This window comes from Pseudomonas sp. QLc11A, assembly GCF_052112305.1.
Taxonomy (GTDB): Bacteria; Pseudomonadota; Gammaproteobacteria; order Pseudomonadales; family Pseudomonadaceae; genus Aquipseudomonas; species Aquipseudomonas laurylsulfatiphila.
The window spans coordinates 1-26,067 of sequence record NZ_JAVAJJ010000018.1; the positions used below are offsets into that span (position 1 = coordinate 1).

The 26,067-nt window shown below is 57.9% G+C and carries 25 protein-coding genes and 1 pseudogene; 14 read left to right on the forward strand and 12 right to left on the reverse strand.

Annotation, left to right across the window (positions count from 1 at the left end; translation table 11 throughout):
- Positions 1 to 117: 117 nt before the first annotated feature.
- A complete protein-coding gene (locus Q8X48_RS23075; RefSeq protein ID WP_407801301.1) occupies positions 118 to 501 on the reverse strand; it encodes a hypothetical protein in 384 nt (127 codons plus the stop codon).
- A 95-nt stretch (positions 502 to 596) separates the two neighbouring features.
- Here Q8X48_RS23075 and Q8X48_RS23080 point away from each other — a divergent pair, with 95 nt between their 5' ends.
- On the forward strand, positions 597 to 1,475 hold the full coding sequence (locus Q8X48_RS23080; RefSeq protein ID WP_407801302.1) for an MliC family protein: 879 nt from the start codon (positions 597 to 599) through the stop codon (positions 1,473 to 1,475).
- Between the two features lie 57 nt (positions 1,476 to 1,532).
- On the opposite strand, the gene Q8X48_RS23085 is transcribed toward Q8X48_RS23080, so the two are convergent.
- From Q8X48_RS23085 to Q8X48_RS23100, 4 genes are read right to left on the reverse strand one after another with little or no spacing between them, the layout of a single operon-like run.
- Complete coding sequence (locus tag Q8X48_RS23085; protein ID WP_015095164.1) at positions 1,533 to 1,715, reverse strand: DUF1289 domain-containing protein; 183 nt, start codon at positions 1,713 to 1,715, stop codon at positions 1,533 to 1,535.
- A 2-nt stretch (positions 1,716 to 1,717) separates the two neighbouring features.
- Positions 1,718 to 2,089 carry a hypothetical protein gene (locus Q8X48_RS23090; protein WP_407801303.1) on the reverse strand — a complete coding sequence of 124 codons (372 nt, stop codon included), beginning with the start codon at positions 2,087 to 2,089 and terminating at the stop codon, positions 1,718 to 1,720.
- A gap of 40 nt (positions 2,090 to 2,129) precedes the next feature.
- A complete protein-coding gene (gene dmeF / locus Q8X48_RS23095; protein ID WP_407801304.1) occupies positions 2,130 to 3,065 on the reverse strand; it encodes a CDF family Co(II)/Ni(II) efflux transporter DmeF in 936 nt (311 codons plus the stop codon).
- Between the two features lie 19 nt (positions 3,066 to 3,084).
- On the reverse strand, positions 3,085 to 3,360 hold the full coding sequence (locus tag Q8X48_RS23100; RefSeq protein ID WP_007974809.1) for a metal/formaldehyde-sensitive transcriptional repressor: 276 nt from the start codon (positions 3,358 to 3,360) through the stop codon (positions 3,085 to 3,087).
- Positions 3,361 to 3,512: 152 nt separating this feature from the next.
- On the opposite strand from Q8X48_RS23100, the gene Q8X48_RS23105 reads away from it, so the two are divergent.
- On the forward strand, positions 3,513 to 4,421 hold the full coding sequence (locus tag Q8X48_RS23105) for a LysR substrate-binding domain-containing protein (protein ID WP_407801305.1): 909 nt from the start codon (positions 3,513 to 3,515) through the stop codon (positions 4,419 to 4,421).
- Between the two features lie 101 nt (positions 4,422 to 4,522).
- Here Q8X48_RS23105 and Q8X48_RS23110 read toward each other — a convergent pair whose 3' ends face one another.
- Positions 4,523 to 6,223: a BCCT family transporter gene (locus tag Q8X48_RS23110; protein ID WP_407801306.1), complete on the reverse strand. Its 1,701-nt coding sequence runs from the start codon at positions 6,221 to 6,223 to the stop codon at positions 4,523 to 4,525.
- 405 nt (positions 6,224 to 6,628) lie between these two features.
- On the opposite strand from Q8X48_RS23110, the gene Q8X48_RS23115 reads away from it, so the two are divergent.
- From Q8X48_RS23115 to Q8X48_RS23145, 7 genes and pseudogenes are all read left to right on the forward strand, one after another.
- The gene (locus Q8X48_RS23115; protein WP_218503236.1) at positions 6,629 to 7,819 is read left to right on the forward strand and encodes an aromatic ring-hydroxylating oxygenase subunit alpha; all 1,191 of its coding nucleotides are present in this window, start codon (positions 6,629 to 6,631) and stop codon (positions 7,817 to 7,819) included.
- Positions 7,820 to 7,829: 10 nt separating this feature from the next.
- Positions 7,830 to 9,275, forward strand: coding sequence for an aldehyde dehydrogenase family protein (locus tag Q8X48_RS23120; RefSeq protein ID WP_407801307.1), 1,446 nt, complete (start codon positions 7,830 to 7,832; stop codon positions 9,273 to 9,275).
- Positions 9,276 to 9,287: 12 nt separating this feature from the next.
- Positions 9,288 to 9,449 (forward strand): annotated as a pseudogene (locus Q8X48_RS23125) (rubredoxin); the annotation flags it as partial.
- A 51-nt stretch (positions 9,450 to 9,500) separates the two neighbouring features.
- Positions 9,501 to 10,673 carry an FAD-dependent oxidoreductase gene (locus Q8X48_RS23130; protein ID WP_407801421.1) on the forward strand — a complete coding sequence of 391 codons (1,173 nt, stop codon included), beginning with the start codon at positions 9,501 to 9,503 and terminating at the stop codon, positions 10,671 to 10,673.
- A 10-nt stretch (positions 10,674 to 10,683) separates the two neighbouring features.
- Complete coding sequence (locus Q8X48_RS23135; protein ID WP_407801308.1) at positions 10,684 to 12,012, forward strand: NAD(P)/FAD-dependent oxidoreductase; 1,329 nt, start codon at positions 10,684 to 10,686, stop codon at positions 12,010 to 12,012.
- A complete protein-coding gene (locus Q8X48_RS23140) occupies positions 12,009 to 12,380 on the forward strand; it encodes an ethanolamine utilization protein EutQ (protein ID WP_407801309.1) in 372 nt (123 codons plus the stop codon). Before Q8X48_RS23135 ends, Q8X48_RS23140 begins: the two co-directional genes overlap by 4 nt.
- Before the next feature lie 15 nt (positions 12,381 to 12,395).
- On the forward strand, positions 12,396 to 13,553 hold the full coding sequence (locus tag Q8X48_RS23145; RefSeq protein WP_407801310.1) for an MFS transporter: 1,158 nt from the start codon (positions 12,396 to 12,398) through the stop codon (positions 13,551 to 13,553).
- A gap of 190 nt (positions 13,554 to 13,743) precedes the next feature.
- On the opposite strand, the gene Q8X48_RS23150 is transcribed toward Q8X48_RS23145, so the two are convergent.
- Entirely contained in the window at positions 13,744 to 14,220 is a 477-nt protein-coding gene (locus tag Q8X48_RS23150; RefSeq protein ID WP_407801311.1) for a hemerythrin domain-containing protein, read from the reverse strand.
- A 397-nt stretch (positions 14,221 to 14,617) separates the two neighbouring features.
- Between Q8X48_RS23150 and Q8X48_RS23155 the strand changes: the two genes are divergently transcribed.
- Together Q8X48_RS23155 and Q8X48_RS23160 are read left to right on the forward strand one after the other, a co-directional pair.
- Entirely contained in the window at positions 14,618 to 15,592 is a 975-nt protein-coding gene (locus tag Q8X48_RS23155) for a quinone oxidoreductase family protein (protein ID WP_407801312.1), read from the forward strand.
- Positions 15,589 to 16,515, forward strand: a complete 927-nt coding sequence (locus Q8X48_RS23160) for a LysR family transcriptional regulator (RefSeq protein WP_407801313.1) — start codon at positions 15,589 to 15,591, stop codon at positions 16,513 to 16,515. The genes Q8X48_RS23155 and Q8X48_RS23160 overlap by 4 nt, the downstream gene beginning before the upstream one ends.
- A gap of 179 nt (positions 16,516 to 16,694) precedes the next feature.
- Here the strand turns inward: Q8X48_RS23160 and Q8X48_RS23165 are convergent, their stop codons facing one another.
- From Q8X48_RS23165 to Q8X48_RS23185, 5 genes are all read right to left on the reverse strand, one after another.
- Positions 16,695 to 17,603 (reverse strand): AraC family transcriptional regulator, encoded by a 909-nt coding sequence (locus Q8X48_RS23165; RefSeq protein ID WP_407801314.1) that lies wholly within the window; start codon positions 17,601 to 17,603, stop codon positions 16,695 to 16,697.
- Positions 17,604 to 17,892: 289 nt separating this feature from the next.
- Positions 17,893 to 18,156, reverse strand: a complete 264-nt coding sequence (locus tag Q8X48_RS23170) for a hypothetical protein (RefSeq protein WP_407801315.1) — start codon at positions 18,154 to 18,156, stop codon at positions 17,893 to 17,895.
- 418 nt (positions 18,157 to 18,574) lie between these two features.
- Positions 18,575 to 19,990, reverse strand: a complete 1,416-nt coding sequence (locus Q8X48_RS23175; protein WP_407801316.1) for an amino acid permease — start codon at positions 19,988 to 19,990, stop codon at positions 18,575 to 18,577.
- Between the two features lie 164 nt (positions 19,991 to 20,154).
- Complete coding sequence (locus Q8X48_RS23180; RefSeq protein ID WP_407801317.1) at positions 20,155 to 21,210, reverse strand: ornithine cyclodeaminase; 1,056 nt, start codon at positions 21,208 to 21,210, stop codon at positions 20,155 to 20,157.
- Between the two features lie 50 nt (positions 21,211 to 21,260).
- Positions 21,261 to 22,295, reverse strand: coding sequence for a histone deacetylase family protein (locus Q8X48_RS23185; RefSeq protein WP_407801318.1), 1,035 nt, complete (start codon positions 22,293 to 22,295; stop codon positions 21,261 to 21,263).
- Between the two features lie 119 nt (positions 22,296 to 22,414).
- Here Q8X48_RS23185 and Q8X48_RS23190 point away from each other — a divergent pair, with 119 nt between their 5' ends.
- The 3 genes from Q8X48_RS23190 (at position 22,415) to Q8X48_RS23200 (ending at position 26,047) form a co-directional block, all read left to right on the forward strand.
- Complete coding sequence (locus Q8X48_RS23190; RefSeq protein WP_007974741.1) at positions 22,415 to 22,915, forward strand: Lrp/AsnC family transcriptional regulator; 501 nt, start codon at positions 22,415 to 22,417, stop codon at positions 22,913 to 22,915.
- A 290-nt stretch (positions 22,916 to 23,205) separates the two neighbouring features.
- Positions 23,206 to 24,474 (forward strand): cystathionine gamma-synthase family protein, encoded by a 1,269-nt coding sequence (locus tag Q8X48_RS23195; protein ID WP_407801319.1) that lies wholly within the window; start codon positions 23,206 to 23,208, stop codon positions 24,472 to 24,474.
- Between the two features lie 136 nt (positions 24,475 to 24,610).
- Positions 24,611 to 26,047, forward strand: coding sequence for an amino acid permease (locus Q8X48_RS23200; protein WP_015095152.1), 1,437 nt, complete (start codon positions 24,611 to 24,613; stop codon positions 26,045 to 26,047).
- The last annotated feature ends 20 nt before the right edge of the window (positions 26,048 to 26,067 follow it).

The following is a 26,067-nucleotide window of genomic DNA, read 5'->3' on the forward strand; positions in this document are numbered from 1 at the left end:
TTCTCGCGTCGACGCGGTCCCCTGTGGGAGCTGGCTTGCCAGCGATGGTCGTTAACGATAACGCGTGTGATCTGGATGAGCGCGGCGCACTGGAGTCCATCGCCAGCAAGCTGGCTCCTACAGTTTTTCAGCGTGGACGCGTTTTTGGAGGCTCGTCGAGTCTGAGAGGGAATTCTCGAACACGGCCCCTGAGGTCTGGAGCACCATGACCTGGGCTGAGTATTCGTAATCTCTGGTGATGCCGACGATGGTGCCGGGCGGCAAAATACATTGACCGTCCGGGGTCTTCGGCAAGGGCGCCTTGATGGATTCAAAAACATCGTTACTGACCTTGAATATCGGTCGCGCCGCCAGTTTGATCTTGCCCTGGAATTCGGGTTGCCAGCTCATGTTGAAGCAAGCGCCGACCTGGCCGCTGAGCACCATGTACTTACAGCGTGAATAGGGCACTACTTTTAACCTGGCTTCCACGGCCATCTCTTTGACGTCGGCGAGGACCACGTCGTTGGTGTAACCGGTACCGTTCCGTTATGGTCGACCCGACGGATGATTTGAGAAACTCGCAAAGAAGCGCTCGCTGACGGAGTAACCGGCCTATGCCGTTGTTTGACGACTGCCCGGATCAAAAAGGACTGCACATGACCCAGTATCTTGCCTTGTTTCTTGTTGGCGCCACGGGATTTGCCCAGGCGCAATCCCTATGCTCTGACGCCTGGTACCAAGCGATCGACAAGCGACTGCAAACGGCCGATGCGCAAGGGCACGGACCGGATATTGGCTCCGACGAATGGAAATCGGTGATCGAGTTCAAGTTAGGGGTTCGCGGTGGGGCAAACGTCCCTGAACGAAGCTCCGAAAAGTGGTGCACGTACATTGATCAGCAGACCAAGGCGATGCGGGCGACCGGGAGCGACGCCGGAAAACCCCTGACGGTCAATGTCACACCTGGCCCTTCTTACGATTGCACCAAGGTGGAGCCCGGCGGTATCGAAGCGTTGATCTGTGAGGACAAGGACTTGTCCGCACTCGATCGCAAGCTGTCGCAGGTTTATGCCAGTGCGAGTATCAAGGCCGGCAACGAGCATCCTCCCACGCTGAAAGCAGAACAACGTGGATGGATCAAGGGGCGCGATGACTGCTGGAAGAGCGATGATGCGGGTGCATGCGTACGCATGGAGTACCAGCGCCGCATCGCCGAGTTGCAGGCCCGGTACCGGCTGGTATCGGGCACAGGGCCTGTTTACTACGAGTGCGACGGCAACCCGGCTAACGAGGTTACGGCCACGTTCTTCAAAACCGATCCGCCGACTCTAATCGCAGAGCGTGGCGATAGCGTATCGCTGATGTACCAGCAGCCAGGCGGCAGTGGCATAAAATACCTTGGGCGCAATGAGACCCTTTGGGAGCATCAGGCCGAGACGATAATCACTTGGGGATACGGTGCGCTCGAGTCGCATTGCAAAAGAAAACCTTGAAACAGCGCGCTCATCGAACGCATTGCCGGCAGGCGATCGCTCGTGGCGCCATGCTGGCTAACCCAGTGCTTTCCTCAGCCCTTTCAAACGCACATTCGCCCGTTGCACAGCGGCCATTTTTTCAGGCCGCTTCATGCGTTTCCACTTTCTGATGTCTTCCTTGCTTCGCCCGCAACTCACACACAGATCGCCACTGAGTTGGCAAACAGCAATGCAGGGGTTTTCGATTTCCTTAGCCATTGTCAGTCACCTTTGGCTATCCGTGATTGAGCCAGGCGACTTTTCCAGTCGCCGCCGTGAGTGCGCTGGCACTCTTGCTCAGAGTCGAAGCGGACATTGCGGTCTGAAGGGGTCAGGTCGATGTTGGCCTCACTCAACGCGATGGCCGTCAACTCAAGGATGCGCGCCTTCGCGTCAACCTGGGCGAGTTGCCTGTCAGCCAGGGTTTCGAACACCCAGGTGACCTTCAGGGTTTCAGCCAACGCATTCAGGTCAGCGGTGTGGGTAAGCCAGGTAAAGCCTTTGATTTCACCTTTTGCGGTTTCGCACGCTTCGGTGAGCGTGGTGATCAACCGGCGTTCGATCCGCGCCAGTTCACGTTTGCCTGGTGGCATCAGGGGTTCCTTTGGAGACAAGAGTGGGGGAGGTGCGGGATCAGGCCGGTCGAAACTCGACCGTCAGGTGGCTGACTTCGTGCACCGGCTTGAGACGTTCACGAATGCTGTCGGCGCTCGCCGTGGCTTCGCCAAGGACGCTGACGATGGCCGCATGGGCTTGCGGCCCGATTCGCCACACGTGCAAGTCCGTGATGGTGGCATCCCCCGGTTTCTCGACCCGTTCGCGGATTTCCTCGGCAACGTGCGCATCGGTCTGATCGAGCAGCACGCCTGCGGTGGTCCCCATCAAGGTCCAGGCCCAACGCGCGATAACGATGGCGCCGACGATGCCCATGACCGGGTCCAGCCATACCCAGCCCAGATACTGGCCGGCGAGCAGTGCAACAATGGCCAGCACCGAAGTCAGCGCGTCTGCGATGACGTGGACGTAGGCGGATTTCAGGTTGTTGTCGTTGCTGTGATGGGCATGGGCATGGGAATGGTCGTGATCCTCATGATCGTCTCCATGACTGTGTCCGTGTCCGTGTCCCAGCAGCAGGGCACTGACGACGTTGACGATCAAACCGGCAATCGCGATGAGCGTCGCGGTGCCGAACTGAACCTGCGTCGGCTGCAAGAGGCGCATGACAGATTCAACGCCAATGCCCAGGGCGACCATACCGAGGACCAGCGCCGAGGCGAACCCGCCCAGGTCTCCAACCTTTCCAGTACCGAAACTGTAGCGCTGGCTGTAGGCATGGCGTTTTGCGTATCCGTAAGCGGCCGCCGAGATGCCCAATGCGCCGGCATGGGTTGCCATGTGAAAACCATCGGCCAGTAGCGCCATCGAGCCAGTGATGTACCCGGCGGTGATCTCGCCAATCATCATCACAACGGTCAGTGCCACAACCCAAAGCGTGCGCCTGGCATTTTCGTCGTGCGCCGGGCCAAGGAACACGTGGTCGTGCCTGTAGTTGATGTGGGGGCTGCTCATGATATTTACCTGGATGCGTTCACTTGGAGTAACGGCGAATGGCTTCAAGCAACTCTTCGACGCCCTTGTTGCGCTCCGCTTCGCTCAGCGCAGGGTTCGCGACATGCTCGCGCGCGTGGTCCTCGATGATTTCTTCCATCAAGCCGTTGATGGCGCCGCGAGTGGCGGCCACAAGGTGCAGTGTCCTGGCGCAATCGAGATCCGATTCCAGTGCGCGTTCAACGGCCTGGATTTGCCCGGCGATACGTTTTACACGCTTGAGAAGATCGTCTTTGTTTGCTGCGATGTGGCCCATTGGATGGATACCCCCCCTACCTATGCTTTGCGCATGATAGGCATACCCCCTATACCTATACAAGATCGACGCATAAAACCTGCGCCTGACCGCGTGCGAATCACTAGAATGGCGCGATTGGGTAACAACAAGAATATGTGGGTGTAAACGCCTTGAAAATTCAGCCTCTTCCGCCGCTAAACAGTTTGATTGCCTTTGAGGCTGCAGCCCGCCACTTGAGTTTTACATTCGCTGCCAAAGAACTGAATGTCACGCAGGGCGCGATCAGTCGTCAGGTTCGGTTGCTGGAGGATTATCTGGGCAAGACATTGTTCGAAAGGACAACCCGTACCATCAACCTCACGCCGACCGGTGCCCAGTACCACGAGACGGTTCGCGACTGTCTGCAGAGTCTGGCTCGGTCTACGGGGGAAATCCGGCAATGGCGCGGGGATCAACAGGTGACCGTTGCCACCAGCACGGCCATGGCATCGCTCTGGCTTTTACCCAAGGTTGCCGAGTTTCAACGCCAGCATGAAGAGATCGATCTACGGATCATTGCGATCGATCATGTGAAGGACTACGCCAAGCTCGATTGCGATCTGGCGATGTATTACTGCAGTGCCTCACCGAAAGGCCTGGACGTTACGCCGCTGTTCTCGGAAGAGATTTTCATGGTGTGCAGTCCGTCGTACCTGGCCAAGCATCCCCAGCTGTCTTCGATTGAAGGGCTGACTTCCTGCACCTGGCTATGGCTTGAGGATTCCCAACGGGACTGGATCGGCTGGCAGGAATGGTTCAAGCGTCTGGAGCGTGCTCCTGTTGCCCCGAAACACCGGATCAACATCAATAGCTACAGCATGCTGATCCAGTCGGCAATCAGCGGGCAGGGTGTGGCTCTGGCCTGGAATAATCTGGTCGACGAGCCACTGAGCACAGGCGCGCTGGTTCGACCAAACGATCTGGTGCTGCAGACAAACGCCCAGTTTTGTTTGCTGGAACCACTCAGTACCCGTGGCCCACGGCACAGCGTGAAGCTGTTTCGCGACTGGCTGATGGCACTCCCTTCCGTCCAGGGATAAGGCAAGGTCCAGAAAAAGAAAAACGCCGTCAGCGGTTGGCTGGCGGCGTTTTTCATTCAGTAGCGGCCGTGGCCTGTTTCCACAGGCCACGGCCGCTGGTTTCAGCTGGCTTTTCTAGCGGTCAGCAAGGATTCCCCGGAACCGTCCGGCAAGGGGCCGCCATGTTGCGAGAACGCTTCCCGGGCATGTTCGTGAATGGGCAGGCGAGCGGGAGGCAAGTGGGGCAGGTCGCTGAAGGTTTCCGCCCGCAGACTGCGAATCAGTGTGTAGCTCATGACCATCATCAGGATTGCAATGGGCAGGCCTGCGGCGATACTCGCCATCTGGATGGCCTTGAGCCCTCCCGCCAGGAGCAGTCCCGCCGCGACACCACCTTCCAGAACACACCAGAGCAACCTGATCCAGTTAGGTGGATTGGTGCTTCCCATCGCGTTCAGCGTACAGAGTACCTGGGTTCCTGCATCGGCCGTGGTCACGAAGTGCACAGCGAGCAGCAGGCAAACGAAGATGGAGAGCGCGCCACCGATCAAGGGGCCGTCCAGTTTCCCGAGCAGGGTAAACATGGCCGCCGTGGGTTCTTTCTTGGTCGCCAGCAGAATCGTGCCGCCCTCGAAGGTGGCCTGTTCCTGAACCTGCTCGGTGCCTGCCACTGCTTTCTGGAATTGCTGGCGTTCGGTTTGCTCGCTCTTCAACGCGGCGCCACCGAAGACGGACATCCACAGAATGGTGACCAGGGTAGGCACCACCAAAGCACCGACGATGAGCTCGCGAATGGTCCGCCCCTTGGAAATCCGCGCGATGAACAACCCCACGAATGGCCCCCAGGTCATCCACCATGGCCAATAGAAGGCGGTCCACCAGTTTTGCCATTGGGTGTCTTTCTGCGTGTCCATCCACAGGCTCAAACCGACCAGGTTCTGTACATAGTCCCCGGTGGATTCGAACATGAGGTTAAGGATGTAACGGGTCGGCCCGATCACCAGGACAATCAGCATCAACAGGATCGACATGTACATGTTGAGTGTCGAAATCCGTTTCATTCCCTTGGACAGGCCTGCCAGGAGTGAGATGGAGGCGATGATCGTGACCACCAGGATGATCGAAAGCTGAAGGCCGATACTCACCGGCACGTCAAACACCTGGTGCAGGCCGGTGTTGATTTGCGCAACGCCCAGACCGAGGGATTGGGACACGCCGAAGGCGGTAATCGCCACGCCCATGATATCCACGACATGACCGATCCAGCCGTAGATCCGGTCGCCAATCAGTGGGTAGAGCAACGACCTAAGCGCCAGGGGCAGCCCCTTGCGATAGGCGAAGTACGCCAGGCTCAGGCCGATCAAGGTGAAGATCGCCCACGGATGCAGGCCCCAGTGGAACAGGGTGATACGCATGGCCATGCTCGCGGCCTCATCCGTCAACCCCTTGGAGAACGGGTTGTCGGCGTAGTGCAGCATGGGTTCGGCGACCGACCAGAAAATCAGGCCGATGCCCATGCCCGCACTGAACAGCATGGCGATCCAGGAACCAAAGCTGAACTCCGGCTGGTCGTCGTGGGCGCCCAGTTTCAGGGTGCCGAACCGGCTGACGGAAATGTACAGCAGCAGGCACAGCACAGCGCTCAGCAGTGCCAGGTAGTACCACTTGAAGTTGGTCAGGATGAAGGTCGACGCGGTTTCAAACGCTTTGGCCGCCTGCTCGTTCATGAACGCACAGAACAGCACAAACAGGACCACGGTTGTGATCGAAGCCAAGGTTACATTCGGGTTGAGACCTTTGAGAAGGCCCGATTCTGCACGCATTTTTTTCCCCTTTTATTATTGTTCAAGGGTTGAGGGTTTCGCCGGGTGAGGGGAAGGGCGGTCATTGGCGGATGCCAACGGCCGGTCATCAACTCCTCAGGGTGATCTCGAGGCAGGCTCGGGATGTGGCAACAAAATGGTGGAGACAGGGGCCGCCGACAACTCATTTATCCTCATCAATATATGACTTTTGATCATCAATTCAGAGATGCGTAAAAACACTCAAACCCCACCTTTTACTGAACCGTATCAGCAAAGCACGGCGTATCTATTGATGATTAATAGTCACTAATAAGTGCAGTAAAAATCGTTTGTCGAGGCTTCCCCTTCTTGCCGAAACTCGCCGTCATGCAGCAGGCCAGACCTGCCGTGCATTTCCTTTCGTGCCAGCAAGAGAAAACAATAATGACTTCCACGACCGCGACCCGCCTCATCCCGACACACGCCCTTGAGACTGTCCTGGCTCCGATCCACGAGGCCCATGGCCTGACCAATGAGTTTTATACCGAGCAACGTTATTTCGATCTGGAGCGCGATCACGTGCTCGGTCGCAACTGGGCGTGCGTCGGTTTCGCCAGCGACCTGCCGGGCAACAGCTACGTCAAGCCGGTAGACTTCATGGGGCTGCCCCTGTTGCTGATGCGTAACCGCGAAGGCCTGGTCCAGGTGTTCCACAACGTGTGCAGTCACCGTGGCGTGAAGCTGGTGCAGCAGGCGGGAGAAGTGCAGGGCGTGATTCGCTGCCCCTACCACTCCTGGACCTACGACCTGAACGGTGGCCTCAAAGGCACGCCCCATGTGGGCGGCATCAATCAGCACAAGGACGAGCGCTTCGCCTGCGAGAAGCATGGCCTGAAAGCCTTGCGCAGTGCGATCTGGATGGACATGGTGTTCATCAACCTGTCGGCTGACGCGCCGGACCTGCAAGAGCAGCTCGCGCCGCTCACCGAGCGCTGGACCCAATTCCTCGGCACCGACGGCATGGACCTGATGCGCCGCGAGCCCAACAGTGGTGCGGTCAGCATCGAGGTCAACTGCAACTGGAAACTGGCGGTGGAAAACTACTGCGAGGCTTACCACTTGCCATGGGTACACCCGAGCCTGAACAGCTATTCGCGCCTGGAAGACCACTACAACATCATCTTCGATCAGTTCGCCGGCCAGGGCAGCCATGCCTATAACCTGTCCGACGTCGCCGGCACTCACTTGCCCATGTTTCCGTCCTGGCCGCGGGATCGCCTGCGCACCGCAGAATACGTAGCGTTCTTCCCCAACGTCTTGCTGGGCATTCAGGCCGACCATGCTTTCGCCATGATGCTGGAGCCGATTGCACCCGGGAAAACCGTCGAACACCTGCGTCTTTTCTACGTCGGCGACGAAGCCCTCGATGACCGTTTCGAAGCAGCGCGTGACGCTGTCATGCAGTCCTGGCGCGTGGTGTTTGCCGAGGACATCGCTTCCGTCGAAGGCATGCAAAAGGGCCGTCACTCTCCCGGCTATGGCGGTGGTGCATTCTCCCCGGAAATGGATTTGCCGACGCATTTCTTCCACCAGTGGGCGGCGCGTCAGCTTCTCGACTGCGCCGAGAGCGTGTGAGGAGATGAGCATGCATTCGATCCAACCGCACTGGCTGAACTTCATCGACGGCACGTGGACCGACAGTGAGCAGCACATTACCGTCAACAACCCCGGTACGGCGGAACCTGTCGCCACTATCGCCCAGGCTGGAGTGGCCGACGCAGAGCGCGCGCTGCAAGCGGCGCGACGCTGTGCCGACAGTGGTGAGCTGACCCGCGCGCGCCCTGCGCAACGGGTGACCTGGCTGCTGGAGATCGCCGCGCAGATTCGCGCGGTGACTGAAGAGGGCGCATGGGTCCTGTGTCAGGAAAATGGAAAGAGCCTGCGCGATGCCCGTGACGAATTCGTCGAGGCGGCGCGTTACTTCGAGTACTACGCCGGCATGGCCGACAAGATCGAAGGCACATCCATTCCCCTGGGCAACGGCTACATGGACTTCACGGTCTACGACCCGATGGGCGTGTCGCTGCAGATCGTGCCGTGGAATTTTCCGGTGTCCATCTGCGCCCGTTCCCTTGCGCCGGCCCTGGCGGCCGGTAACGCGGTGGTGATCAAGTCGCCGGAGATTTCGCCGCTGGGGCTGTGTGTGCTGTTGCAGGCCATCGAACTTGCGGGCTTGCCACGGGGGGCGGTCAATCTGATCTGTGGCCGCGGCCGGGAAGTGGGGGCCTACATGGCCGGGCATCGTGAGGTCGACCAGATTGTCTTCACCGGCTCTGTCGCCACGGGGCAGAGCATCCTGCGGGCCGCCGCCGAGCACGCGACTCCCAGCGTCATGGAACTGGGTGGCAAGTCTGCCGCGCTGGTGTTCCCCGATGCCGATCGCGAGCAACTGCTGGCCAGCGTGCGCAACGGCATCTTCTTCAATGCCGGTCAGGTGTGCTCGGCGATGTCGCGCCTGCTGGTGCATCGTTCGCTGTATGACGAGGTGGTCGCTGATGTGGTGGCAATGGCCGAGAGCCTGAGCATCGGCCTTGGCCAGGACAACCCGGACCTGACGCCGGTGATTTGCGCCAGTCAGCTTCAGGGCATCCAGGCCATCTGCCGGCGTGCCGAGGAGGAGGGGGCCGTGGTCGCCACCGGCGGTGAGGCGATCAGCGGGCTGCGGGGGCATTTCATGGCGCCGACGGTGTTCCGCGACGTCACCGCGCACATGGATATTGCCCAGACCGAAGTTTTCGGCCCGGTCCTGGCGGTCATTGCCTTCGATACCGAGGAGGAGGCCATTGGCATTGCCAATGGCACCGAATTCGGCCTGGTCGCCGGTGTGTTCACTCAAGACCTCAATCGCGCCCTGCGTTGTGCGCGGCGACTGTGTGCGGGTCAGGTGTTCATCAACGAGTGGTACGCCGGCGGCATCGAAACGCCGTTTGGTGGCGTAGGCCTCTCCGGTTTCGGTCGGGAGAAAGGCCAGGAAGCGCTCTACAGCTACGTCAGGACCAAGAACCTGGCCGTGCGCATCTCGGGCGAGTGAGGAGGCATCAGCATGAAAAAGTGGCTCTGCATTATCTGTGGCCTGATTTATGACGAAGCCCTGGGTTGGCCCGACGACGGCATCGCTGCCGGGACCCGCTGGGAAGATGTGCCGCAAGACTGGTTGTGCCCCGAGTGCAAGGTGGGCAAGTCCGATTTCGAGATGATCGAAATCAGCGAGCCGGTCAAGGTCGCGGCCGTTGCCCCGGTTGTTGTGAAGCAAGCCATGGCTGACGTTTCACCGGCCCAGCCAGTGGTCATCATCGGCAGCGGACATGCCGGCTATGGCCTGGCTCAGGCGCTGCGCAAGGCCAACCCGCAACTCGATGTCCGGGTACTGACCCAGGACTGCGGGCATATCTATTCCAAGCCGGCACTGTCCATCGCGCTGGCCCAAGGTCGCAGCGCGGCGGTCCTGGCGACGGAAAGTCCGATGGCGCTGGAACAGCGATTGGGCATCCGGATTCATAGCCACTGCCGGGTCGAGCGAATCGACGTTGTGGCGCGACGACTTCATACCAATCTGGGCGAGATGCAGTACGGCCAGTTGGTATTGGCCAGCGGGGCTTCGCCGCTGCGCCTGCCCATCGAAGGTTGTGCCGATGCATTGCTGAGCGTCAACAACCTGCAGGATTACCGGGCGTTCCGTGAGCGCCTCGACGGTGTGCGCAGCGTTGCGGTGCTGGGGGACGGATTGATTGGCTGTGAGTTCGCCAACGACCTGGCGAGCAGCGGCTATCAGGTTCGGGTCATCGGTTTGGGCAAATGGCCGATGGAGCGTCTTTTGCCGGAACCGGCGGGCCTGCAACTGCAACAGGCGTTGTCCGGTCTGGGCGTGCAATGGCATTTGCGCACGACCTTGCAACGTATCGAACAGGGCGCCAACGGCTATCGACTGGAACTGGCCGACGGTCAGCACTTCGATGCGGACCTGGTGGTGTCGGCAGTCGGCCTGCGGCCTAACGTGGAACTGGCGCAAGCCGCGGGCCTTGAGTGCGGGCGAGGCATCAAGGTGGATGCGCACCTGCAGACTTCGCAAAGCGGCATCTATGCCTTGGGCGATTGCATCGAGGTGGATGGGCAGCTGCTGCCCTACCTCGCGCCGATCAATGAGGGCATACGCGCCCTGGCCAAGACCTTGTCCGGACAGCCGACGCCAGTGACCTATCCACTCGCGCCGGTGACGGTGAAGACACCGGCGGCACCTTTGTGTTTGCTCCCGCCACCCGTCGATTGTGCGGGGCAATGGCACTGCGACGCGACCGGGGACGGACTCAGCGCAGCCTTCCGCGACAACGATGGCGCCTTGCGCGGCTTCGTCCTGCTCGGGCGGCAAGCCCAACAAAAACGCAATGCCTGGCTGCAGAACTGCCAGGACACCCCACAGCATGTGGCTTGAGAATTGACCCATGAACAGTATCGTTAACCTGCCTCATGATGACCACAGTTGTGGCTGGTACGCCGCACTGCCCGAACCACGTCCGGCCAGGCGCCTGACCGGTGAACAAAAGGCCGACTACGTGGTGATCGGCGCCGGCTTCGCCGGTCTCGCCGCCGCACGCCGGCTGGCGGAGCACATGCCGCAGGCGCGCATTCTCCTGGTCGATGCCCAGCGTGTCGGTTATGGGGCATCGGGGCGTAACTCCGGTTTTGTCATCGATCTGCCGCACAAGTTTGCCCTGGAGCATCCTGAACCACAGCACAAGCAACGCCTGCTGGGGCTTAACCGCGCGGCCATTGATCAACTGCAAACCCTGATCGGTCGCCATGCCATCGATTGTCAGTGGTCCCATGCCGGCAAGTACCAGGGGGCGGTGGGTGAGCGTGGTCTGGCCTACCTCGACCATTTCGAGAAACTGCTGGCCGACCTGGGTGAGCCTTATCGCCAGGTGGAACGCCAGGAACTGGCCGGCGTACTCGGGACCGACTACTACAGCCGCGCCATCTTCACCCCCGGTTGCTACCTCATGCAGCCGGCGGCACTGGTGCGAGGCTTGGGCGCGTCACTGCCGCAGAACGTTGAAGTCCTCGAGGAATCACCCATCCAGCGCCTGGAAAAGGACGCCGGCGGGAACTGGATCCTGCACGGTAAAGAGGGTTTGATCCGCACGCCGAAGGTGCTGCTGGGTACCAGCATCTTCACCCAGGAGTTTGGCTACTTGCGCAATCGGCTGTTGCCGGTAATGACGTTTGCCAGTTGGACGCGCCCGCTCACCGACGCCGAGATGGCCTCTGTTGGCGTTCAGGCCGACTGGGGGCTGACACCGGCCGACCACGCCGGCACCACGGTGAGGATGACCCAGGATCGTCGTCTCATCATCCGCAATACCTACAAGCACGTGCCACGCTACGGGCGCAGCATCAATGATTCGATCCGTCAGAAAGTCCGCGAGGATCATTGCGCGGCTTTTCACGCCCGTTATCCGCAGCTTGCCCATGTTCCCTTCACGCACACCTGGGGCGGGGTCTATGCGATTTCGCGCAACTTTACCAACTTCTTCGGCAAGCTCGACGAGGGCGTTTTCGCGACGGCTTGTGACAACGGGGTTGGGGCCGCATGGGGCACCATCTCCGGGACATTGCTGGCGGATAAAGTAGTGGGCGCCGACTCTCAGCGTCTGGATGACATCCAGTCCGTGACGGGCATGCCTTCACGCAATCCGCCAGAACCGTTCCTGGGGCTGGGCGTGCGTTCACGTATCCGCTGGGCGGCGTGGAACAGCAGGAGCGAGCTATGAACCAGGCACCTGCTGACAGAAAGCCGGTGATGCTGGTCGATCACCGGGACCTGGACTTTGTGCATCGCGGTGGCCCCCCGGGGGGCGCCAGCGTTGCCCGCGCCCTGAGCAATGACGTGTCGCCTCATCTGGGGATTGGCTTTGCGCGGTGGGAAGGCGCGGAGGTCGCCTGGACCTTGCTCTATGACGAAGTCATTTTCGTCATTGAAGGCTGTTTCGAACTGAGAGCGAACGGTGAACTGTACCGGGTGACGCCAGGGCAATTGCTCTGGATACCCGAAGGCACCGAGCTCGTCTATGGCGGGCACGCACTTTTTGGCTATGTCGTGCATCCCGGTGACTGGAAGCAACGTCACGGCCTCGTCTGATCCGGAAAACTGAACATGTTTGCGCTCACCAAGGTTTTTGCAACGATTTACGCTGCAGCTCTGCTGATGCAGTTGGGTTCCAGCCTGCTGATGACGTATCTGGCCTTGCGCCTGGACGCCGCCGGTGTCGCAGAGTTCTGGGGCGGTGCGCTCATGGCGGCCAATGCGCTGGGAATGGTGCTCGGGGGGCGGATCGGGTACTGGCTGATTGGCCGGATCTCGCATGTGCGGGCCTTCGTGGTCAGTGCAGGGGTGATAGCCACGGCGGTACTCAGCCACCAATTGAGCGACTCGCTGACGCTATGGTTGGCGCTGAGGTTCGTGGTCGGTGTAGCGATGATGTGCCAACTGATGGTCATCGAAAGCTGGCTCAACGACTGTGCGCCGGGTGATCGTCGTGGCGGTGCCATGTCACTGTACATGGTGGCCAGCTACGTGGGGATGATGCTGGGTCAACTGCTGCTGGGCCTGGGCAATGGGCTCGACACCCTGGTGTTGTCCGGTGTGGCCATCGCCTTCGCCATAGGCCTGGTGCCGATGGCCATGCACCGGGGTATGCAGCCCAGTCCGATCAGCCAGGATCGGGTCAGCTTCATGCGATATGTCCGTCGTCTGCCGCAGTCGTTGGGCACTGTCCTGGCGTCGGGATTGCTCAATGGCTGCTTCTATGGTTTGACCCCGATCTTCGCGGCGCAATCGGGTTTCACCCCCGCGCAGGTTGGCCAGTTCATGGCCCTGAGCATTGCGGCCGGACTGTTTGCGCAATTGCCGCTGGGCAAGCTGTCGGACCGTTTTTCCCGCGTAGGCCTGATTCGCCTCACTGCCGTTTTGCTGTGCATCGCTTACCTGCCGTTGGCTTTTTTGCAGGCACCGGGACAGGGCTGGGTCATGCTGGCGGGCGCCGTGATAGGTTTCCTGCAGTTCTGCCTGTACCCATTGGGCGTTGTTCATGCCAATGACAATCTGGAGCCCCAATTGCGTGTATCGGTAGCTGGGGTGTTATTGGTGACGTTCGGTATCGGCGCAACCATCGGGCCATTGGTGGCCGGTGCATTGATGGAGCATTTGGGACGGCAAGCCCTCTATCTGTTTGCCATTGGCGTGGCGGCGCTGGTTGCTTGCCTGGTCAGTGACAGGCAACGCGTTCCAGTGGCTGTCGTGCAAGTACCGTGAGGGGGAGATGAACGGCGATTGTTCATTGAGGATCTCCCAACCCTGCCGCTGGATAAACAGGCAAAGCCCGGCTGTACCGTAATACTGTTCAGTTAAGGATTCTGTAGGAGCAAGCTCGCTCCTACAGTGGATCATTCTCGCTTAACTGAACAGCATTACGGCTGTACCGGGCTTTGTGTCCGGGCAGGCGTCAGGCCGCCATATGGGTTGCGGCCCATTGCTTTTTGCAACTGGCTTTCATCGCTTCCATTTGCTCGCCGAGGTCGTCGAGCCTGGATTTTCCCAATAGCTTTTTCGCCTGAGGAAACAATTCGGTTTCCTCCTCTTCAATGTGGTGCTCCAGCAGCTCTTTGACGACCTTCACTCGCCCGGCAAATTCCGGTGTGCCCGGATCAGTCTGCTTCAGATCCGGTAATACCAGAGAATCGACGGTGCGATGCTCTTCCTTCGCTTCGAAGTACATGACGTCCTGCTCCCTGGTCCCTGCCGCCTTGAAGGCTGGATAGAGGATTTCTTCTTCCAGTTTGGTATGGATGGAAATCTCCATCTCCAGCTTGTCCAGGAGGTCAGTGCGTTTCTTGATCGCTTTATCAGTCGACTCGCTCAGTTGAGCAAGAATGGTTTTCACGGTTTGATGATCGGCTTTCAGAAGGTCAATCGCGTTCATGTTGGCTGCCTCAAGAAGTGCGGAATTGAGCCTCAACGGGGTGTGGCATTGAGGCGTGCCGATAGCTATCGCATTTCCTGTGCCAAGGGCATCCGCCAGCCAATACGCCGGTAAACAAGGACTTGCGATCCGTGCTCATCAACGGGGGCGTGCAGTCTGCAATAAAGGGCGATTTGAGCATTGCAGAGAGCAGAGGCGATTCACTGAGGGGCGGGTGCAACATGTGTAGCGGTTTGATGAAACCGGACACCTCGCAATTACGCGTAGTATCCGTGACGTAATTGCTGCAGTCTGTGCATTAATGATCTGCAAAAAACCCACCTTGTTCGTCAGGAGATCAGTACTCACACTAGCGGCACTTGTGTGAAGGCAGCTTCCGATTGAAGGGGAAATAACCATGGTCTCTGCGATTCGATTCAACCAGTCTGGCAATCCTGAAGTACTGAACCTGGAGACACTGAGCGAACAATCGCCAGGACCCGGCGAAGTCTGGCTTGAGCAGGCAGCCATTGGGGTCAACTTCCTCGACGTGACTCAACGCAAGGGCGCGGTGCCCGTTGCGTTGCCATCCGGACTTGGGTTGGAGGGCGCTGGGCGTGTCGCCGTTGTGGGGGCCGGTGTCAGCAATGTGCAAGTTGGAGATCGCGTCGCTTATGCCACCGGTCCTATTGGCTCCTATGCTTCGGCCCGGCTTTATCCGGCTGAGCGGCTGGTCAGGATTCCGGATGCATTGTCGTTTGCTGATGCAGCAGCCGTCATGTTCAAGGGCATAACTGCGCAGTACCTGTTGAAGGCCACCTATCCCGTGGGGCAGGGCACAACCATTCTTCTCTACGGTGTAGCGGGTGGACTGGGGGAAATCATGGTGCCGTGGGCCAAGCACTTGGGTGCGACTGTAATCGGCGTCGTTTCAAAGCCAGCCAGTGTCGAAAAAGCTAAAGCGTTGGGCTGCGATGAAGTCCTGGTGTTTGACGCTGACAACCTGGCATTGCAGGTCGCTCGTTTCACCGAGGGTAGAAAGGTCGACGTTGTCTATGACCCCATAGGGCGCGTTTCCTTCCAGGCCTCTCTGGACTGTCTGCGACCACGGGGGCTGATGGTGTCGTTTGGCGCTTCCTCTGGGGCGCCTTCAGCCGTGGAGCTGTCCACGCTCAACGCCAAAGGCTCGCTGTTCCTGACACGTCCTTCGTTGGCCGCCCATACGGCGAGTGCCTCTGAGTACCAGGAGCGCGCACAGGATGTGTTGGCCGCCATAGGTGCGGGTATTATCAAACCCCGGATCTGGGCAAGCTACTCGCTGGCTGACGCAGCAATGGCACACGCCGACCTGGAGTCGGGGCGTTCATCGGGAGCGATCATTCTAAAACCATGAATATTGATGTTCTGACTAGTCAGTCCAGTGACGAGATCGCTGCGTTCCTGGCCGTTGCCTCGCAAGGCTCGTTTGTCGGGGCGGGTCGGCTATTGCAGCGACACCCGACGGTCGTCTCGAAACGACTCGCCGCCATGGAAAAGCGCCTCGGCGTTCGGCTCGTGGAGCGTTCGACCCGGCAAGTGCGAATCACTGAAGCCGGTGCCCAGCTGGAGCAGCGCCTTCGCTCTGCCATCGAGCTGATGAATGAAGCGCAGCAGCAAGCGGCGAAGGGCGCCAGCGAAGTTCGAGGTACTTTGCGCCTTGCATTACCGGCAGCGATGGGACGGCGTTGGCTAGGTCCGATGCTGCCGGAGTTTCTCGAGCTTTATCCTCATGTCTCGATCCTCGCCGATTACAGTGAGCGTCTGGTGGACATCATTGATGAGGGTTTTGACGCTGCCATACGGATCGGCGAGTTGGAAGACAGTCGGTTGATCGCCAAAAAGCTGAGCGACCATCGCCGGATTCTGTGCGCTTCGCCGGCTTACATCCGAAAGCACGGAATGCCCGAAACGCCACAGGATCTGATCAAGCACAATTGCCTGCGCTTCAGTGGCCTTGCGTCTTTTCCGCAGTGGCGACTCCATCGCGGCAACGAACTCCAGACGATTACACCCAAAGGAAACCTGACAGCCAATGACAGTGAGTCATTGCTGGCGGCCGCCCGTGCTGATGCGGGAATTCTAGGGGCCGGTGACTGGTTGATGAGTCGTGATATCGCGGCCGGAAGGTTGTTGCATGTCCTTGCGGATTGGCAATTGGACACTGCCGGTGGGGTCTATCTAGTCAGGCCATCGGCCAAATTCCCCACGGCCGTGGTGGTTGCCTTTAAACAATGGATCGAATCAAGGTTTGTTCCTGCACCGCCGTGGGGTATTTGAATCGGCTGTAGCGGTGCATATCGTACTCGGACCTCCAGGCCCGGCCTTACAGCGAAGCGTTGAGTTCGTCGATCAGGCATTCACGATGTTTCAACGCTGAAACGGACGCCTCGCCCAGCTTGCTGGCAACGGCACTCAACAACGCCTGCGCCAGCAACATGTGGATTGCACGCCAACGATCAAGCAAAACTCCGCAGTTTTGCTAAATCTCGCGTCGGTGATGAGCCGAATTGACGACTATATTCGCGACTGAACTGCGATGGGCTTTCATATCCGACTTGAAATCCAGCGGCTGCGACGTCAAGGCCTTCAGCGATCATGAGGCGTCGCGCTTCGTGTAGACGAAGTTGCTTCTGATATTGCAGGGGGCTCATGGCCGTTATGGACTTGAACCTGTGGTGGAGCGTCGAGGTGCTCAGATTGACGAGTTTCGCTAGCGAATCGATTTGAAGGGGTTTTGAGTAGTTTCCGTTAAGCCACTCAATTGCTCGTGTTACGCGATGCGCCTGGCTGTCGACGATCGCAATCTCGTGCAGCCTCTGGCCCTGTTGGCCACGCAAGAGTCGATAGAATATTTCTCGAATGGCTAACGGCGCCAGGGTGGGAATATCCTCCGGGCTTTCCAGCAGTCTCACGAGGCGGAGCATTGCGTCGAGTAACGACGTGTCTATTTTATCGAGGAAAAGACCACGGTTTTGCGCACCACTGGGCACGCCGATCGGACTTGCATCGGCGATCAGTTGCGTAATTTCGCAGGGATCAATATCCAGGCGGATGCATAGGTATGGCTCCTCGGGAGAAGCTTCAATCACTTGCCCCGCTAAAGGCAGCGTCACGGAAACGACGAGATAATTCAGCGGATCATAGACGTAACCTTCATCACGCAGTCGCACCTCTTTACGACCTTGAACAACAATACATAGACCTGGTTTATGAATTGTGTGAATCGCATCTGTAGGAACATTACTTCTGATGAAGTGAAGCGGGGGCACTGCCGTCCCGAATACACCATATTCGGGCGCAAAACGTTGAATGATGGACGCCAGCTCGGTTCGACGTTTCGTAATTTCGGCATCGGACTGGATCAAGGGAAACTCCTCAAGAGTTGATCACGCGTGGCGAGAGTCGGGGCGTTTTTTCGGCAGTACAGCTTTATTAAATATCAAAAAGCCCAGCTATTGCCGTAATGCTGTTCAGTTAAGGATTCTGTAGGAGCGAGCTTGCTCGCGATGGACTCAAGAGCGCCGCGTTTAGTCAGTAAACACGCGGCATCGTTAACGACCATCGCGAGCAAGCTCGCTCCTACAGCGGATCATTCTCGCTTAACTGAACAGCATTACAGCTATTGCCGGGCTTTTTGACGGTTTTGATTATGTGTTAGCCAACTTGTTGCATCCCTGGTGTGCGATCCGAGCCGCCTTCGGCAACGCGCATCCCTGGGGTACGATCCGAGCCGCCTTCGGCAACGCGCTTCCCAAGGATACGGTCAGAACCATCCTGGGCAACGAAGGGCCGCATTGCCTCTTTGCATTGCTGAGCTTCGTTCACTGGCGGCCTGGCGGTCGTGCTTTCCAGCGCAAATGCGCTCAGGCTAAGCGCTGTGAAGGTCGCGAGAACGAAGATTTTGTTTGAAGTTTTCATGGCAATGACTCCGGTAATTTGAGTGTCTGGTACCGGTAGGTCAGGGCAACGTTTTTTGCACTGAGTTCCGGTTGCAGGCGAGGTGTTCTCTCTGCCTGTGTCCAGACTACGGTGCCGCTGTTTTTTACGTTATTCGGTTCCTGTGAGCTTTTTGCACAATCCTGCACCGTGATACCGGAGCAACTAATTTTTTAGCTGTAGATGCGTTCGTAGCAGCCAATTGCCTGGTGCGTGATTCACATCATGATGAGCAGTGACGTCGGTGAGCAGACACGACTTGCCTAAAGCTCCCGCAGAGCAGGCCATCAGTGTTACTTGACGGCCTGCGTTTGCATTTCTCTGACTGCAGGTGCTCAACCAATGGCGCCTGGGTCAAACGCGTTTCATTGCATTGGCACTTTAAGGCACCATCTGAACATCAACTGTATTGACTTGCCGAACCAGCAGACAGTTTGTGCTTCCTGGAATGGGTCAAGCGGTAGGCAATTGCCAACCAGATGAACCACCCCGGCATGACCATTAAAGCGATACGGGTGTCAGGTCTGAGTGCCAGCAGGCAAAGAACAAAGCCCAGGAACGCCAGGGAGAACCAGGCCATCGGTACGCCGCCAGGCATCTTGTAGGTCGATTGCGCATGCAAGTCGGGACGGCTTTTGCGATAGGCAATGTACGATGCAAGGATGGTTGACCAGGTGAAAATCACCAGGATCGCCGACACGGTAGAGACGATCGTGAACGCGGTCATGACTTGCGGAACGATGAACAGCAACAGCACACCCACCAGCATCAACAGTGTGGTGAACGCCAGGCTCAGCAGCGGAACGCTATTGCCCGACAACCGTCGAAAAATCCCTGGCGCATTGTCGTGACTGGCCAGCCCAAACAGCATGCGGCTGGATGAAAACACGCCACTGTTGGCCGATGAGGCCGCAGACGTCAGCACCACAAAGTTGACGATACCTGCTGCCGCGGGAAACCCTGCAACCAGAAACAGTTCGACGAAGGGGCTCTTGTTGGGCGAAACCTGTTGCCAGGAAGTCACTGCAATGATGCAGGCCAGCGCCAGTACATAAAACAGGATGATTCTCAGTGGAATCGAGTTGATGGCTTTAGGCAGGGTCTTCTCGGGGGAACGGGTTTCGGCGGCGGCAGTGCCGATCAGCTCGGTGCCGGCAAATGAGAAGATTGCCATCTGGAAACCGGCGAAGAAACCTAACAGGCCGTTGGGGAAGGCTGCCTGTTTATCCAGCAGGTGGTTCAGGGATGCAGTGACGCCATTGGGTGAGACGAAGGAACTGGCAATCATCACCATGCTGACGCCGATCAGGGTGACGACAGCAATGATCTTGATGATCGCGAACCAGAACTCCACTTCACCGAAAAGCCTGACGGTCAGTACGTTCAAGGCGAACAGCGTCAGTAGCATGCCAATGGCCGGTATCCAGGCGGGTACATCGGGGAACCAGTACTGAAAGAATCCGCCGACCACTACAGCGTCGCCCACCACCGCGACGCTCCAGCTCAGCCAGTATGACCAGCCGAGGAAGAACGCCGCTCGCGGGCCGAGGTAGGCACCGGCAAAGTCCGCGAAGCTTTTGAAGTTCAGATTCGAGAGCAACAGTTCGCCCATGGCGCGCATGACGAAGTAAACGAACAGACCGATGATCATGTAGATGAGGATGATCGACGTGCCGGAGAGGGCGATGATCTTCCCGGAGCCCATGAACAGGCCTGTCCCGATGGCGCCTCCCATGGCCATTAACTGAATGTGACGATTGCTGAGGGTGCGCTGCAGCGCGGGCTGTTCAGGCAGCCCGGATGGAGTCGATTTCATTACAAAACCTCTTGATTTTATGTTTTTGAGTTTTGGCAGAAAAGTGGGTGTCGAGGGTTCTTGTTTGGGATGCAACGGCTAGTGACGGTGCTGGTTTACGGGTGGCAGGGTGGGCAAGGGGCGCGCCCCCGAACTACTTGCGCAGGGGCACCCCCTTTGGGTTGTCAGCGGACTGTGCGCAGCCGCGAAGGCGCGATAGCCGGCGACTGATCAAGCAATTGGTAGAGATTTTTTATGTTGGCCGGTGTCGGCACGAGGTGGATGCGCTCGCCGATGCCATGCTCGCGCGCCAGGTCGTGCACGTAGCGCAGTGACGAAAAGTCTTCCAGGGCAAAACCCACCGAATCGAATACGGTGACCTGTGCGTCGTTCTCGCGCCCCGGTACTTCGCCCTGAACAATCCGGAAGAACTCGATGACGGGAAAGTCGGCCTCCAGTTGTTGAATATCGCCTTCAATCCGGGTCTGAGGTTCAAACTCAACGATGACCCGGGCATTGCGCAGGATGTCGGCGTGCAGTTCGGTTTTCCCCGGGCAGTCACCGCCGACGGCATTGATATGCATGCCGGGCTCGATCATCTCGGGCGTCAGGATCGTTGCATAGGCCTTGTCTGCGGTGACGGTGGTGACGATGTGCGCGCCCTTGACCGCTTCCTGCACCGAGCTGGCCAGGATCACCTCGATATCCGGGAATGCGGACAGGTTGTGTTTCAATTTGAGCGAGGCGTCACGGTCGATATCGAATATGCGCAGTTCCTTGATGGACAGCATTTCATGGAAGGCGAGGGCCTGAAATTCGCTCTGGGCGCCATTGCCGATGATTGCCATGATGCTTGCATCCGGGCGCGCCAGGGACTTGGCGACCAAGGCAGAGGTAGCGGCGGTGCGCACTGCGGTGGTCAGGGTCAGTTCACTGAGCAGGGTTGGATAGCCCGTGTGGACATCGGCCAGGACACCGAAGGCCATGACCGTCAGCAAGTTGCTTTGACCGTTGTCCGGGTGACCATTGACGTATTTGAACGAGTACTGTTGGCCATCATCGGTTGGCATCAACTCGATCACACCGTCGGCCGAGTGATTGGCGGTGCGCGGCGACTTGTCAAACTGCGCCCAGCGTGAATAGTCAGCTTCGATGTAATCGGCCATCTCGCGGATTGCCCGACGGATTCCTACGCTGGCGAACAAGCGTGCGGCATGGTCGACGTCTATAAAAAGAGTCATGTTTTTATTCTCCGGTTCAGTAATGGCAACGTTGTGAGGCAGGGGATGACTCAGGCGCGCTTGCTCTCGTAACCATGCAGCACGTTGACCGCATTGATGCCGATTTCATCGACCATGTAGCCGCCCTCCATCACGAACAGGGTCGGGCAGCCCACACCGGCTATCAGCTCGCCGATGCCGATGAAGTCTTCGCTTTCCAGCAGGAAGTGGCTGATGGGGTCGTCCTTGAACGTGTCGACGCCCAGTGAAATGACCAGCACTTCAGGGGCGAACTGCTGAAGTTTTTTGCAGGCGTGGAGCAGGGCGTTGCGGTAGCTTTCCCAGGTGGTGTTCTTCGGCAGCGGATAGTTCAGGTTGTAACCTTCGCCATGCCCTGCGCCGACTTCGTGGCTGTAGCCCGAGTAGTACGGATAGGACACCGCAGGTTCGCCGTGCAGCGAGACAAACATGACGTCGCTGCGCCCGTAGAAAATGTTCTGCGTGCCGTTGCCGTGATGAAAGTCGACGTCCAGTACCGCAACACGCCGGGCGCCCTGGGTAATGGCCTGCTGTGCGGCAATGGCGGCGTTGTTCAGATAGCAGTAGCCGCCCATGTATTCACGCGCTGCGTGATGGCCGGGCGGGCGGCACAGGGCGAAAGCACTGTCGTGGCCTTCATCGATCAGCGCGAGGCCGGTGAGGGCGATATCGGCACTGGTTTTGACCGCTTGCCAGGTCGTGGCGGTAATGGGCGATCCGGCGTCCATGGCATAGAAACCGAGCTTGCCGTCGATGAAAGTCGGTACTTGTTCGCTGGCCAGATCCCGCACCGGCCATACCAGTGGCAGGGCATCATGAGTACGTCCGGTTGCACACCATTCTGTCCAGGCGTTTTCCAGAAAGCTGACATAGCGCTCGCTGTGTGCGTTGACGTAACACGAGCGGTCAAACACACGCGGTTCGACGATCTGGCCAAGGCCGACCTGCTTGACTCGATTATGGACGGTGTCGGCTCGGCTGGGCTGTTCGAAGGATGGCTTGAGCACGCCATCTTTCAATTCGGTGCCGTGGTGCAGGCGGTGAGAATCACTGAAAACTGTAAACATTCTGCGCATCCGTTATTGTTAACCAGTGCAAATATTCTGTTCTGGCCGGGATGCGATTTCTTTGCTTTGTTTTCGCGGTTGTGCAGATTGTTCGGGCGTTTTTACTCAGGAATGGCGTAATGCAGAAAAAATCATCCAAACGCATCAGTCTCGACGAGACCGACCTGGCGATACTCACGTTGTTGCAGGAAGATGCGAGCATTTCCAACGCCGAGCTCAGCGAGCGCTTGTCGTTAAGCCTGACGCCTTGCTGGCGACGCCGTAAAAGAATGGAGGAAGCGGGTGTCATCAAGGGCTATCAGGCCAACCTCGATCGACGCATGCTGGGACTGGACATCATGGCGTTCGTGCACATCCGTTTTTCCACCCACGCCGATCACGCTCCGGACGCCTTCGAAGCCGTGATCGCGCAACTGCCCGAAGTGCTGTCCTGTCACAAGATCACCGGTGATTCCGATTACGTGCTGCAAGTGCTGGCAGAGGATCTTGATAGCTACAGTGACTTTATCGAGCAGGTGCTGAGGCGTCAGGTGGGTATCGCGTCCATTCAGTCCAGCCTGGCATTGCGCGAGGTCAAGACCAGTAGCCGAATTGCGATTCCCAAGTTGAGCAAGGACTGAAAGGGAAGGGGTGAGTTGTACTGCTTGTTGCCTGGCCGGCGTAGTCCTCCTTGCCCGGTTTGCGGGGTGCCTTGGTACGGCACACCCAAGCTCGTGATATCTCGCCGCTGCATGTTGGCGAGGACTTCTCGGCCAGTAATGGTTCGACACTCTGTAACTCGCATCCAGCCATTAAAAAAAGCACCCCTTACTCCCGGATATCATGATTTTTCACAAGCTTGAGCCTTCCTTATAGTCCTCCCAAGCCCACTTGGAACACGGTTGTGTTTCCCTTGATGCGAGACAACTTTATGGAAAACAAGAAACGCGCCGTCCAGGCTTCAGAGGTTGGGATGGGGACTCGAGTGGTATGGGGAGGAGAGCAGGTTCAACATCCCTACAATGCGACCCAGACCCCCATCGTGGTCAGTGCCGCCTATGGCTATGACGATATCGATAAGTGGTATGACGTGGCATTGGGAAAGGAGCCGGGTTTCATTTACAGCCGGATGAGCAATCCCACTGTCTCTGTCCTGGAAGATAAACTCTGTGAGCTCGAAAACGCAGAGTCGGCTGTCGCTTTCAGTACCGGAATGGCCGCAATCAGCGGGGTGCTGCACACCTTCCTGTCCTATGGGCAGCGCGTGATATCTACACGTGACAGCTACGGTGGTACGAACAAGATCTTTGAGGAGTTTCTTCCTCGCATGGGCGTGGACGTAACCCTTTGCGATACGCTCGACATTGTGGCGCTTGAGCAGGAGATCGCGAAAGGCTGCAACGTCCTGTACCTGGAAACACCCACGAACCCGACGCTGAAAATCGTTGATATTCGGCGCCTTGTGGCCGCGGCGAAGCGGGTGGGTGCTTTGGTGGTGGCGGACAATACATTCGCGACGCCTCTGAATCAGAATCCGCTCGCTCTAGGTGTTGATGTGGTTGTGCACAGCGCGACCAAATTTCTGTCCGGTCATGGTGATGTACTCGGTGGCGTAGTGTGCGGCGCTGAGCATTTGATGTCTCAAGTTCGCCATTACCGCGAAATCAATGGGGCCTCGCTGGATCCTTTTTCGGCGTATCTGATTATCCGGGGCATCAAGACTCTGGCCCTGCGTCTTCGCCAGCAACAGGCGAGCGCACAACTTTTGGCCGAGTACCTCTGCACCGAACCGCTGGTCGAGTCGGTGAATTATCCGGGGTTGCCTCAACATCCAGGTCATGACATCGCCCGTTCGCAAATGAACGGATTCGGCGCCATCGTCAGCTTCGTACTCAAAGGAGGCATGGACACCGTGACTCGTTTGTTACCGCTGCTCAGATATGCGCATCGGGCGGGTAATTTGGGCGCTGTCGAGACCATTTACGGGCCGGCACGGACCACCAGTCACGTGGAAAATACCCTGGAAGAGCGTCAGGCACTTGGCATTTCCGAAGGTTTGGTTCGAGTGTCCGTAGGTATTGAAGACTCAGCAGATTTATTGGCTGATCTAAAACAAGCCTTCGCTTTAGTGCGAAGTAAAAAAGGTGATGCAACCCTTCACGCTGACAGTGCCCAACGTTTCATTGAAGTAGAAGCCTGAATACGAGCAGGACTTTCGATATTCATCTTAAGCCCTTCATGAAGAATGAAAATAATAAAATCCAGCGACGACAAAATTGTACTGCCCAAAAGCCGGTTACAAGGTGTTTGTCCGAACATTTCATGAGAATAAAACTATGTCCACGCATATCGAAGATAATCAGCCCGATCCAAACTCGCGTTTCAAAAAGGAAATGCAAACACGCCACATCGTGATGTTGGCACTGGGCGGTGTGATCGGTACGGGATTATTCCTGACCTCCGGTTACACGGTTAATCAGGCAGGACCGCTCGGTGCGGTGATCGCTTACATCATCGGTGCGGTGATGGTGTATCTGGTCATGGTCTGTCTCGGTGAGTTGGCTGTGCAGATGCCGGAGACCGGATCGTTCAGTAGCTACGCTACGCGATACCTGGGCCCAGGCACAGGCTATACAGTGGCCTGGCTTTACTGGCTCACATGGGCAGTAGCGATCGGTTCAGAATTTACCGCTGCGGGCATACTGATGGTTCGGTGGTTTCCTGACACACCGGTCTGGATCTGGAGTGCGCTGTTTGCCCTTGCAGTCTTTTTCAGCAATGTTGTCTCTGTCCGGTTGTTTGCGGAGACTGAATTTTGGCTTTCGTTGATCAAGGTTCTGACCGTTATCACGTTCATTGCGATCGGCGCAGCGGCAATTTTCGGCCTTTTGCAAGTACAGAGTTTGCAGGGGGCGGGACTTTCCAACTTCACACGTGAAGGGCTGTTCCCCACCGGGTTCCTGCCCATTGCAATGACCCTCCTGGCTGTTTCCTTCGCATTTTCCGGAACCGAGCTGATCGGAATTGCGGCAGGTGAAGCACAGGATCCACAAACCAGCGTGCCCAAGGCTATCCGCACCACAGTGGTACGTTTGGCGCTGTTCTTCGTGGGGACAATTTTCGTCCTTGCGACCTTACTGCCACGCGAGCAAGCGGGGCTCGTAGAAAGTCCATTCGTCATGGTGTTTGAGCTGATTGGCATTCCATACTCTGCCGACATCATGAACTTCGTCATTCTCACTGCACTGATTTCCGCCGCTAACTCGGGGTTGTATGCAGCCTCGCGCATGCTGTGGACATTGAGCGATCAAGGACATATGCCTAAGCGCTACGCCAGGCTTTCCAGCCGGGGCACACCGGTGAACGCCATCGTTCTGAGTATGGCGGGTGCAGTGGCTTCTCTGCTTAGCAGTGTGTTCGCTCCTGATACGGTTTACTTGGCCCTGGTGTCCATTTCCGGTCTGGCGGTCGTCGTCGTGTGGATGAGCATTGCAGCAAGCCAGATCGCGTTCCGTCGTCAATACGTCGCCAATGGCGGACGAGTTGAAGACCTGCATTTCCGTGTGCGCGGCTACCCATGGGTGCCCATCGGTGCACTGTTGTGTTGTCTTCTGGCCTGTGTGGGTATCGCTTTTGATCCCGAGCAGCGAGTGGCGCTGTACTTCGGCCTGCCCTTTATCGCGTGGTGTTATTTCGTGTACTGGATCACTCGAAACAAGAGGGCAGAGCGGTTGGCTTTGGCCGCAGCTGTTCATTCCTCTGGCACCGCGTGAATTTCTCAGGCAATGATTGT

Bases quoted from the DNA above. Each gene is read 5' to 3' on its own strand.
- Q8X48_RS23155 (WP_407801312.1), top strand. From the start codon at position 14,618: ATGGTCTCTGCGATTCGATTCAACCAGTCTGGCAATCCTGAAGTACTG.
- Q8X48_RS23115 (WP_218503236.1), top strand. From the start codon at position 6,629: ATGACTTCCACGACCGCGACCCGCCTCATCCCGACACACGCCCTTGAG.
- Q8X48_RS23150 (WP_407801311.1), bottom strand. From the start codon at position 14,220: ATGAACGCGATTGACCTTCTGAAAGCCGATCATCAAACCGTGAAAACC.
- Q8X48_RS23120 (WP_407801307.1), top strand. From the start codon at position 7,830: ATGCATTCGATCCAACCGCACTGGCTGAACTTCATCGACGGCACGTGG.
- Q8X48_RS23110 (WP_407801306.1), bottom strand. From the start codon at position 6,223: ATGCGTGCAGAATCGGGCCTTCTCAAAGGTCTCAACCCGAATGTAACC.
- dmeF (WP_407801304.1), bottom strand. From the start codon at position 3,065: ATGAGCAGCCCCCACATCAACTACAGGCACGACCACGTGTTCCTTGGC.
- Q8X48_RS23140 (WP_407801309.1), top strand. From the start codon at position 12,009: ATGAACCAGGCACCTGCTGACAGAAAGCCGGTGATGCTGGTCGATCAC.
- Q8X48_RS23175 (WP_407801316.1), bottom strand. From the start codon at position 19,990: ATGAAATCGACTCCATCCGGGCTGCCTGAACAGCCCGCGCTGCAGCGC.
- Q8X48_RS23200 (WP_015095152.1), top strand. From the start codon at position 24,611: ATGTCCACGCATATCGAAGATAATCAGCCCGATCCAAACTCGCGTTTC.
- Q8X48_RS23185 (WP_407801318.1), bottom strand. From the start codon at position 22,295: ATGTTTACAGTTTTCAGTGATTCTCACCGCCTGCACCACGGCACCGAA.
- Q8X48_RS23085 (WP_015095164.1), bottom strand. From the start codon at position 1,715: ATGGCTAAGGAAATCGAAAACCCCTGCATTGCTGTTTGCCAACTCAGT.
- Q8X48_RS23160 (WP_407801313.1), top strand. From the start codon at position 15,589: ATGAATATTGATGTTCTGACTAGTCAGTCCAGTGACGAGATCGCTGCG.
- Q8X48_RS23100 (WP_007974809.1), bottom strand. From the start codon at position 3,360: ATGGGCCACATCGCAGCAAACAAAGACGATCTTCTCAAGCGTGTAAAA.
- Q8X48_RS23190 (WP_007974741.1), top strand. From the start codon at position 22,415: ATGCAGAAAAAATCATCCAAACGCATCAGTCTCGACGAGACCGACCTG.
- Q8X48_RS23195 (WP_407801319.1), top strand. From the start codon at position 23,206: ATGGAAAACAAGAAACGCGCCGTCCAGGCTTCAGAGGTTGGGATGGGG.
- Q8X48_RS23080 (WP_407801302.1), top strand. From the start codon at position 597: ATGCCGTTGTTTGACGACTGCCCGGATCAAAAAGGACTGCACATGACC.
- Q8X48_RS23130 (WP_407801421.1), top strand. From the start codon at position 9,501: ATGGCTGACGTTTCACCGGCCCAGCCAGTGGTCATCATCGGCAGCGGA.
- Q8X48_RS23145 (WP_407801310.1), top strand. From the start codon at position 12,396: ATGTTTGCGCTCACCAAGGTTTTTGCAACGATTTACGCTGCAGCTCTG.
- Q8X48_RS23170 (WP_407801315.1), bottom strand. From the start codon at position 18,156: ATGAAAACTTCAAACAAAATCTTCGTTCTCGCGACCTTCACAGCGCTT.
- Q8X48_RS23135 (WP_407801308.1), top strand. From the start codon at position 10,684: ATGAACAGTATCGTTAACCTGCCTCATGATGACCACAGTTGTGGCTGG.
- Q8X48_RS23090 (WP_407801303.1), bottom strand. From the start codon at position 2,089: ATGCCACCAGGCAAACGTGAACTGGCGCGGATCGAACGCCGGTTGATC.
- Q8X48_RS23180 (WP_407801317.1), bottom strand. From the start codon at position 21,210: ATGACTCTTTTTATAGACGTCGACCATGCCGCACGCTTGTTCGCCAGC.